This window comes from Gallintestinimicrobium propionicum (assembly GCF_025567525.1).
In the GTDB taxonomy this organism is placed as follows: Bacteria; Bacillota; Clostridia; order Lachnospirales; family Lachnospiraceae; genus Gallintestinimicrobium; species Gallintestinimicrobium propionicum.
Genome location: NZ_JAOQJY010000013.1, coordinates 61,784 through 70,302, shown reverse-complemented (window position 1 = coordinate 70,302; position 8,519 = coordinate 61,784). Strand labels below are relative to the sequence as shown.

Annotated in this window: 10 protein-coding genes and 1 pseudogene; 4 read left to right on the top strand and 7 right to left on the bottom strand. The window is 50.9% G+C overall.

Going from position 1 to position 8,519, the window contains the following annotated elements; genetic code table 11:
• From OCV62_RS10785 to OCV62_RS10755, 7 genes and pseudogenes are all read right to left on the bottom strand, one after another.
• Positions 1–333 (bottom strand): annotated as a pseudogene (locus tag OCV62_RS10785) (VirD4-like conjugal transfer protein, CD1115 family); the annotation flags it as partial.
• Positions 330–800, bottom strand: coding sequence for a PcfB family protein (locus OCV62_RS10780; RefSeq protein ID WP_012741698.1), 471 nt, complete (start codon positions 798–800; stop codon positions 330–332). The pseudogene OCV62_RS10785 and the gene OCV62_RS10780, both read right to left, overlap by 4 nt.
• Positions 801–891: 91 nt before the next feature.
• Positions 892–1,941, bottom strand: a complete 1,050-nt coding sequence (locus OCV62_RS10775; RefSeq protein WP_055247176.1) for a hypothetical protein — start codon at positions 1,939–1,941, stop codon at positions 892–894.
• Positions 1,942–1,955: 14 nt separating this feature from the next.
• Positions 1,956–2,669, bottom strand: coding sequence for an antirestriction protein ArdA (locus OCV62_RS10770; protein ID WP_005927704.1), 714 nt, complete (start codon positions 2,667–2,669; stop codon positions 1,956–1,958).
• Positions 2,670–2,673: 4 nt separating this feature from the next.
• Positions 2,674–3,759: a DNA cytosine methyltransferase gene (locus OCV62_RS10765; RefSeq protein WP_055247179.1), complete on the bottom strand. Its 1,086-nt coding sequence runs from the start codon at positions 3,757–3,759 to the stop codon at positions 2,674–2,676.
• Positions 3,746–4,102 carry a DUF7768 domain-containing protein gene (locus OCV62_RS10760; RefSeq protein WP_055247181.1) on the bottom strand — a complete coding sequence of 119 codons (357 nt, stop codon included), beginning with the start codon at positions 4,100–4,102 and terminating at the stop codon, positions 3,746–3,748. Before OCV62_RS10760 ends, OCV62_RS10765 begins: the two co-directional genes overlap by 14 nt.
• 309 nt (positions 4,103–4,411) lie before the next feature.
• Positions 4,412–5,785 (bottom strand): ParB/RepB/Spo0J family partition protein, encoded by a 1,374-nt coding sequence (locus OCV62_RS10755; RefSeq protein ID WP_330376204.1) that lies wholly within the window; start codon positions 5,783–5,785, stop codon positions 4,412–4,414.
• 293 nt (positions 5,786–6,078) lie between these two features.
• Between OCV62_RS10755 and OCV62_RS10750 the strand changes: the two genes are divergently transcribed.
• From OCV62_RS10750 to OCV62_RS10735, 4 genes are all read left to right on the top strand, one after another.
• Positions 6,079–6,318: a hypothetical protein gene (locus OCV62_RS10750; protein WP_262586610.1), complete on the top strand. Its 240-nt coding sequence runs from the start codon at positions 6,079–6,081 to the stop codon at positions 6,316–6,318.
• Positions 6,319–6,394: 76 nt separating this feature from the next.
• Complete coding sequence (locus OCV62_RS10745; protein WP_262586608.1) at positions 6,395–6,994, top strand: GNAT family N-acetyltransferase; 600 nt, start codon at positions 6,395–6,397, stop codon at positions 6,992–6,994.
• 87 nt (positions 6,995–7,081) lie between these two features.
• Positions 7,082–7,795 carry a lantibiotic protection ABC transporter ATP-binding protein gene (locus OCV62_RS10740; protein ID WP_262586607.1) on the top strand — a complete coding sequence of 238 codons (714 nt, stop codon included), beginning with the start codon at positions 7,082–7,084 and terminating at the stop codon, positions 7,793–7,795.
• Positions 7,788–8,519: a lantibiotic immunity ABC transporter MutE/EpiE family permease subunit gene (locus OCV62_RS10735; RefSeq protein ID WP_262586606.1), complete on the top strand. Its 732-nt coding sequence runs from the start codon at positions 7,788–7,790 to the stop codon at positions 8,517–8,519. The genes OCV62_RS10740 and OCV62_RS10735 overlap by 8 nt, the downstream gene beginning before the upstream one ends.

Below are 8,519 nucleotides of genomic sequence, written 5' to 3'. Positions count from 1 at the left end.
TGGGTCAACAAACGGCTTTATATCCTCCTTTGTTCCAAAGCGGGCGGTGCCGTATTCCGCATCTCGCCGGAATTTTTTCGCCTGCCTGATCTTTGACTGTATCAGCAGATACACCCCAGCCGCACCGGCAAGGCCCACCAGCAGGTCAATACCTCCCAGCCCCGGCCAGTAGGTTTCAAAGGCTTTGGGGAAGGTATCGAGCATCCCCATGAGCTTTGTCCCGAAGTCTGTGCCGGGGGCGATCCGGTAGGCCGTCCCGATTTTGGAGAAGAACCAGAACACAAAGAGGTACGGCAGGTTTGGGAGTACATATTTTCTGATTTTGTCACTCAACGTCCGTCCTTCACCGCCTCTCTGGTTCGCTGCTTTTCCTTTGCCTGTGTCCTGATCTGCTCCGTGAATTTCCGAAGCTGGCCGAGGATGGAAGCCTTGTCCTGCTCTTTATTCAGCACCTTTGCGCTGTACTTCTGGAAGGCCGCCGTGATAGCGTCCGCCTGATTGGCTTTGAAAAACAGCAGGTAATGACCGGGGCTCACTTTATGGAAAGCGTAGTCCACATGGAACTCCTTCGCGATCCGGTCAAAATCCTTTGGAGCTCCCACATAGGGCATGGCACTTTTGCCGCCATAGTGGTTCATCAGCTTTTTCACGCTCTGGCGTCCCTGCGGGGTCAGCGCCTTCCGGTGGTGCTTTTGCAGCGCCCGAACCACCTTGCCAAGAGCGGCAGCCAGCACTTTTCCTGTGAGCTTCGTTGTCCTGATCGAAAGGGCAACCGTTTTTTGGTTTACTTCTTCCTGCATAAAACCTCCTTTCCGTCGGGGTTCCCGCTATCCGGGAGGCCCCCGTACAGTCTCGGGGAACAGAAAACCTCGGGCCAATGTGGCCCGAGGCTTACCGCTCGGCATCCCTGCCGGACGGAGCTTTCTTTTCCGGCTCCGTCTGGACTTTTTCGCCCTGTTCCCGCATGGTTTGCAAGATAGAGGGCTTCTTTTGAAGCTGGGAGGGCTTTTCGCTGGACAGCGGCTTGATACATTCCAAGCGGTCAGCCGCCCGGATGGCGTTGTCCGTGAGCTGCCTCTGCCATGCGCCCACGCTGGGAGCCCAGCGGAAACCGTTGCTTTTCAGCTCGGCCCGGGTGTCCGCGTCAGGCTTTCCGTCAAAGAACACCTGCAAGCGGTTGTCCTCCCGGTTCATTTCCACACGGCCCCCATCGAACTCCCAGCCGGAAAATTCCTGCTGTGCCTGTTTGGAAAGCTGTTCGATACGGGCCTTTACCCGGCGGATTTCCGCATTGTTGTTGGTAAGCTGGTAGCTTTCAAAGGGCCTCGGATCGCTCCGCCAGCTTGACGCCATGCTTGCTTTCAGCTTTTCGATCTGATCCGGCGACAGCAGCGCACAGCCGTCCAGCTTGCCATGCTTGCGGTAATAGGCGTTGACCTCCTTCATAATGAGCTGGGAGCGTTCCAGTCCGTCCAGCTTCTTCTGGAGCTTTTCAATCGCTGCCGGGTCATCGGCGCTGATCCCGCCCATGCCGGTACTGCGTATCTTATCCAGCAGCCCTTGAATATACCGCCATTCCTCCATGTTGCTGTCCCGGGCCCGGTTCTGTTTTTCCTTCTTTCCCACCGGGAAATTGGCAGGTCCGGCGATCATCACAGAGGGAACCCTTGCGTCAATGGCAAAGCCCTGGTTCATGTTTTCGGCCAGCTTGCGGGCGTAGGTGTCTAACAGATGGTCAATCTTCTCATGGTACATGGGGTCCACCCGGGATTTCTGCTGTTCCGCTATGGCGGCGGCCTTGTCCACCATTGCCCGGTATTCCGCCGTTGCGCTCCCTTCCTTGTAGTCGGAAAAGCTGTTCATTTCCTTTGCCCGGCGGGCGGCTCCTTCATTGATAGGGTAATAGTTGATGGTATGCACCTCCTTCATGCTTCGGGCCATGCTGGCCCGAAGTCTTACCGTTCTTCATGGGAAGGCCCCGCCTTGTCCTTCTTCGGAGCGGGCGGGGCTTCTTGAAACCGTTTGAGTGCAGCGAGAATGGAGTGGACAGGCTCGGCCTTTTCAGGATAGGCAAATATCCGGTGTTCCGGCGGAATGTCCTGCGGCCCGTGGTAATACTCCTTGAAGCCCTCCGGGACTGCCGACACATACCCACCGGGAGCGAATACGCCGCCCTCGTTGATACGCACATCCCGCCCGTATGCTTCATAATCGAAGTAGTTCTGAATGTGCTCCGGTATGTCGATAGTCCCAAGCTCGTCGGCGTAAAGACGGCCCAGCCCTTCATCATCGGAAATATCCGGGTAAAAGCGGTAAAGGTCAAGGTTCTGCGTCAGGTTTATCAAATCCTTCACGCTCCTTGTGTGGTTTCCTAAGACAAGAGCGGCTTCAAAGGTTTCCAGTCCGCCCTTATCCCGTACTTCCAGCAGGGCGTGGCCCAGCTCGTTCAGCTCGTCGATGTTCTCACATTCGTAGAGATGATCGTAGAGCCCCAGCACATCACTGTCAAAGCTGGTAAAGAACACTTCGCTGTACCGTTTCCCGTCTATCCCGATTTTGGCAAGGGCGGCCTGCAACTCCTGTGTCGTCATGGGGAAATGTACCGTTGTCCCTACCTCGATCCCCATTAAGGGGTACAGGGCTGTATTGGTTATATAGGCTTCAAACATAGGCTTATTCCTCCTTTCCGACCCGGTCAGCCAGCACCTCATAGATCCCGGCCATAATGTAATCGGCACAAGGGAGGGCAATCGCATTTCCCAGCGCCTTGTAGCGTTGCAGAGGCCGGATCTCCATGTCGTCCGCCCCGTACTTTGTCCAGCCCTCTGGCAGCCCCATCAGCCGTTCACTTTCTGTTTCCGTCAGAAAACGGATACAGCCGCCCTCCGGGTCGCCCTCATACCAGAAGGCAAAGGGCGTTACATCACTGGCTAAAAGAGTGGGAAAAGGGTCAGTTGGTAATCCGAAGCTGTTTCGGAAGGCCGTTTCTTCCTGCCTTTTTGCCGCTCCCCGCATACGGAAGCACTGAAAGGGGTGGATGACTGGTATCTGCCGCCCTGTTTTAAAAGAAGCTGTTCGATCTCTTTCGGCGGCGGCCCGCCCGCCCTCTCCGCAAGGCGGAGGAAGTGGGAGCATTGGACGGGGCTTAAATAGTATGTCTGCGGCACGTCTGCCTCCAAAATCCGCCACGACGAAAATCCGCTGCCTTCGTGCCAGCCTTCGGGAGCCTGCCCAATACTGGGCGTCCATGAGCCGCCAGCACACATCAGGCGTTCCCCCTCGCACCATTCCGGCGTTTCCCCATCTTCCCGAAGGAGGCATTGGAACTTCGGTGTCCGAGAAGGCGGATAGGACGGCTCTAAAGTCCATCCGGTCATTTGTAGAAAACGCTCCCATGACGTTTTCCCAAACAGCGATAGCTGGATATAGGTTATCAGTAGCATCCCTCATTTCCTGTATGATACGAAACGCCTGATAGAACAGGCTTGATTTTGCCCCAGCAAGGCCGGAGCGGTTGCCGATCAGAGAAAGGTTCTGACAGGGAGAGCCGAAGGTTATCACATGGACCGGCGGGATTTTCCCGCCGTCCACCTTCGTAATATCCCCCAAATGCGCCATATCGGGAAAGTGCCTTTTGGTTATGGAGATGGGTGCTTTTTCAATCTCGCTGGCCCATACCGGACGGATACCGCACCGGGAGGCGGCCAGAGGGAACACGCCAATCCCGTCGAAAAGGCTTCCCAGCTTAATATCCGGCATGGCCCGGGGTGCCGTGTCCCTTTACGGCAAGCACCCCTTCCAGTGTGGTCGCCGCAATGCCCAGCCGCCCGGCAACCGCAATATCGTTTTTCACATCCTCGTCCACAACGCTGCCGCAGACGATCAGGGTATGGGAGCGCCGCAGCATATCCCGGCGCATATCAATCCCGGCCTTATGTTCCTCGGGAACGCTGTCATTCAAAAACAGCGGCAGGTACAAGAGCGGGCAGATCGGGGAAAAGCCCGCCTCATAAGTAAGACGGCAGTAGTGGGCCGCCAGCTCCATATCAACATCCGGCTCGCCGCTCCATGCGGCAGTCAGGTATGCTAAAGGTCGTTTCATTGGTTGAGCCTCCATTTCTGTTTTGGTTTAGGGAAAAGCAAGAGTTCGCCCAACCCCTCCGCCCCTTCCCCCGGGAAGGGGAACGGCTCTGGAGAATTTATATCCCCGTCGCTTGACCGGGAAAAAGCATAACCGGGAGAAATCCGTCAAGGGTGCCTCTGGCACCGCCTGCGGCGGCGCTGCCCTTGACTGATTTTCCCGGCTATGCTACGGAATAACTGGCGACGGGGAATAATTTATATCTCCAGAGCTTCGGGGCGCGGGGCAGAGCCCCGCAATCCTCGGGCCATGCTGACCCGAAGTTTGGGCTTACTTTTCCTGTTCGGTTTTCTTCTCCGGCTTTTCGTGTTCCTTCTGCTGACCCTTCCAGTCGTCCAGCAGCTTGATGATCTGGTCCTTCATTTCCCTCGGCGTAGTTTCCTTGCCGAAATACTTGCTCAGTTCCGCACCTGTCAAAATCACTTTGTCTACCTCCTTTTTGTCCTCCATCATAATGCCGTCGATCACATCCCCGTTGAGCAGCTTCTTTTCGTCCAGCTCACGCATACGCTTTGCCTGCGCCTGTGAAGGCGAGGACTGCTGGCTGTCAATGGCGACGGCGATATAGTTCTGGTTCTTCTTGCCGATATAGGAAAGCTCCACCGCCGTAGTAAAACCCAGCTTTTTTTCATCCATCAGCTTCATCAGGTCTGGAACCAGCTCATTGAGACGGATATACCGCTGCACCTGCTTGACCGCCATCTTATTGCGCTCGGCCACGATCTCGTTGGAGCGTTTGCCAGCGTCCTTCGGGTCAATCTGGCCCGAAGTGCGGGAGCCCTGGTGCTTGATAGCTTCAAGCTGCATTTTCAAGGCTTTGGCCCGCTCACTGGGGAGGATTTCTTCACGCTGGTTCAGATTGTCCTCGACCATCTGGGTGATGGCTTCATCGTCTGTCAGGTTTCGGACGATACAGGGCATATCCGCATATCCGGCAAGCTCACTGGCTTTCTGGCGGCGGTGGCCGGACACGATCTCATAGCCGCCATCCTCACGGGGACGGACGATAGCGGGCTGGGTAACGCCCTTGTCCTTGACGCTGGACACCATAGCCCGCATTTCTTCATCATCCCGAACCTCAAAGGGATGGTTCTTGAAGGCGTGGAGTTCATTCAGCTTGATATAGACGATCTGCTCCTTGCCCCGGCGTGGTGCATCCTGCGGCTTTTCAGGTTTCTTCGGAGTGGGAGCGGTCTGCACCGTTGGAGCCGTTTTTTTCTCCGGCTCCTTTTTGACCGTCTTTTCCGGTTTCTGTGCGGGGGCTTTGGACTTCGGGGCTGCGGCCTTGTCCTTATCTGCTTTCGGGGGACGGCCCCGGCGCTTCGGCTGTTCCGGCTCTTTGGGTTTTTCATCTGCTTTTTTCGGAGCCTCCGGCTGCTTTTCCGGTTTCTCCACTTTTGCCGGGTCAGGCTTTTCCCCGCTGGGAGCTGCCGCCCGTTCCTCGACCTTCTTTTCCTTCATAATTTCAGCGAAGTTATAGACAGAAACCTGTGGGTTCTTTACCTCCGGTTCCGTCTTTTTTTCCGGCTCCGGGGAAACGGAAACCTTCTCCGGCTCTTTTGGGGGAGCGGGAGGCGTTTCCTTGCCCGGCCTGCTATCCGTTACCGGCTGTTCCGGCGTTTTTGTGGTTTTATCATCTGCCATAAGCATTTACCTCCTGTTTTTTGGCATGAAAAAAGGGGCTCAACTTTTCAGTCAAGCCCCCGTGGGAAGTTCCTCCTTTCTCCGCCATGATACAAAAATACCGCCCGTAGTCTCGTTTGGGCGGTACTTTGTGTAAGATTGGCAGTCCATTATTAAGTTTTTTATTATGTTCCCTTTGTACACCGTTGCAACCTGAACAGTATGAAGAGATTTCTACGGATAATTTCATGGAATACAGTAAATCTATGTTTTCGTATTGGACAGAAAATGATTTTGCATCATCATTTCGAAAGATGCTTACATTAGAGCAGTTTCGGAATGAGGAGATGCAGGCATTGTATCAGCAGTATCTTGTGTCCGGTCCGGCAGAATACGTGAAGGATATGTTCGAGAGCATTGGCGTTGTGGAGGCAGATAAAAAAGCAACCATGTTTTATTCCGTCATGTTTTTCTACTATAGTCTGTATGATGGAGCAAAGGATAAAAAAAGGATAAAAGAGCAGTTTGAAAAGAGTATTAGCGGTCTTATATAGGGAAGGTATTAGAGAAAAGGGAGAATTATGCGATTAGAACAATGGGGAGTTGGCAAGGAGCATCATCGTATGGTGATTGGAAAGAGAAAATGAATACCATGAGGTAGAAAATCTGGTAAGGGAGAGTTTCTGGAATGTGTATCGCCCAGGCTGTCTGGAGCATTATGTACTCCATCAGCTTCGCAACGATCCGGCGTTTGTTCCAGAATTGGATTTTGTCATGACATTAGATGGACAGTTGATTGGACAGAACATGTTTATGAAGGCGGTGATTGCAGCCGATGATGGCAGAAGCATTCCCATTATGACTATGGGACCGATCTGTATTGCACCGGAGCTTAAAAGGAAGGGGTATGGAAAGATTTTACTGGATTATTCTTTAGAAAAAGCAAAAGAGCTTGGATGCGGAGCACTATGTTTTGAAGGGAATATTGATTTTTATGGAAAAAGCGGATTCAGACAGGCGAGTGAGTTTGGCATCCGCTATCATGGATTGCCGGAAGGCGAGGATGCATCTTTCGTTCTGTGCGAAGAACTGATGCCGGGATATCTTAATGGAATTACAGGTGAATATGCACCTCCGGCAGGGTATCTGGTAAATGAAAAGGAAGCAGAGGCATTTGATAGAGAGTTTCCGTATATGGAGAAGAAAAAACTTCCGGGACAGATTTTCTAAAATGTAGCAAACTTCATCAAATCTTTATTTTTCCCTGATAGATTATATTTCAGTAAGAAATGAAATATAGAAGGAAGGATAGTAAAGATGGAAATGATGTTGCAGACACAAAATCTATGTAAATATTTTAGAAAACAGAAAGCGGTAAATAATGTTTCGCTTAATATCGAAAAGGGACAGATTTATGGACTGCTTGGACCGAATGGTGCGGGAAAATCTACCACATTGAAAATGTTGACCGGTATGATGAAACCCACTGCAGGAAAGATTTACTTTGATGGAAAACTTTGGGATAGGAAAGATTTATCAAAAATAGGAGCGTTAATTGAGAATCCGCCTATTTATGAAAATCTTTCCGCCAGAGAGAATTTGAAGGTAAGACAATTATTGCTTGGTACAGATGAAAACAGAATTGATGAGGTCTTGCAGATTGTATCACTTACAAATACCGGAAAGAAGAAAGCAGGACAGTTTTCTTTGGGAATGAAGCAAAGACTAGGCATTGCAATGGCATTGCTTGGAGAACCGGAACTTTTGATATTGGATGAACCTACGAATGGATTAGATCCAATAGGAATCGAGGAATTACGAGAGCTGATTCGGTCTTTTCCGGAACAGGGAATCACTGTAATTCTCTCCAGTCATATTCTCTCGGAGGTACAGTTACTTGCAGATAAAGTCGGGATTATTTCAGGTGGAATCTTAGGATACGAAGGAGCATTAAAGCAGGGAGATAATCTTGAAGATTTGTTTATGAATGTGGTAAGAAAAAACCGGAAAGAAGGTGAAATCCATGGTTAATATTATAAAAGCAGAACATCAAAAAGCCAAAAGAACCATGCGAAAAAAGTTTATCTGGGGATTTCCTCTTCTTACATTTGTCATGGCATTTATATTTACTCTTGGGATGACAAATGCTTATGCAGAAAGTGTTTGGAACTGGTGGTATACACTTTTGCTGCCGGGGATGATTGCTCTATTTTGTTATCTTTCTGTAGCGCAGGAGAAAAAGATAAAATACTATCATTTAACGACTATTCCCACAGACAGAAAGAAATTGTTGCTGGGGAAAATTATTTATATTGGGTGCATGATTCTGTTTTCCAATGTGATTGTGTTTGCAGGAGCAACGCTTGGAGGCTTTCTTCTAACGACACATGTTCCGGTGAAAGGAGCGTTGATTGCAGTATTGTTTCTGACGTTTTCTGAGTTATGGGAGATTCCGGTAGCTTTGTTTTTAAGCGAACGCTTTGGAATGATTGTAAACCTGTTCGTCTGCCTGTTTATTACCGTCAGCGGTGTGGTAATATCACAAACCAGGATCTGGTATGTACTTGTCTCTGCAATCCCTATGCGAATGATGTGTCCGTTACTTCATATTTTACCGAATGGACTTGCCGCAGAAGCAGGGAATCCTTTTTTGGATACGGGAGTCATTGTTCCGGGAATCTGCCTCTCAATGATCTGGTTTGTTCTTGCAACGCTTTTGTTTTTGAAATGGTTTGAGAAAAGAGAGGTGAAATAG

Excerpts from the sequence above, each read along its gene's own strand:
- OCV62_RS10780 (WP_012741698.1), bottom strand. The coding sequence starts at position 800 with ATGCAGGAAGAAGTAAACCAAAAAACGGTTGCCCTTTCGATCAGGACA.
- OCV62_RS10775 (WP_055247176.1), bottom strand. The coding sequence starts at position 1,941 with ATGGCCCGAAGCATGAAGGAGGTGCATACCATCAACTATTACCCTATC.
- OCV62_RS10770 (WP_005927704.1), bottom strand. The coding sequence starts at position 2,669 with ATGTTTGAAGCCTATATAACCAATACAGCCCTGTACCCCTTAATGGGG.
- OCV62_RS10765 (WP_055247179.1), bottom strand. The coding sequence starts at position 3,759 with ATGCCGGATATTAAGCTGGGAAGCCTTTTCGACGGGATTGGCGTGTTC.
- OCV62_RS10760 (WP_055247181.1), bottom strand. The coding sequence starts at position 4,102 with ATGAAACGACCTTTAGCATACCTGACTGCCGCATGGAGCGGCGAGCCG.
- OCV62_RS10755 (WP_330376204.1), bottom strand. The coding sequence starts at position 5,785 with ATGGCAGATGATAAAACCACAAAAACGCCGGAACAGCCGGTAACGGAT.
- OCV62_RS10750 (WP_262586610.1), top strand. The coding sequence starts at position 6,079 with ATGCTTACATTAGAGCAGTTTCGGAATGAGGAGATGCAGGCATTGTAT.
- OCV62_RS10740 (WP_262586607.1), top strand. The coding sequence starts at position 7,082 with ATGGAAATGATGTTGCAGACACAAAATCTATGTAAATATTTTAGAAAA.
- OCV62_RS10735 (WP_262586606.1), top strand. The coding sequence starts at position 7,788 with ATGGTTAATATTATAAAAGCAGAACATCAAAAAGCCAAAAGAACCATG.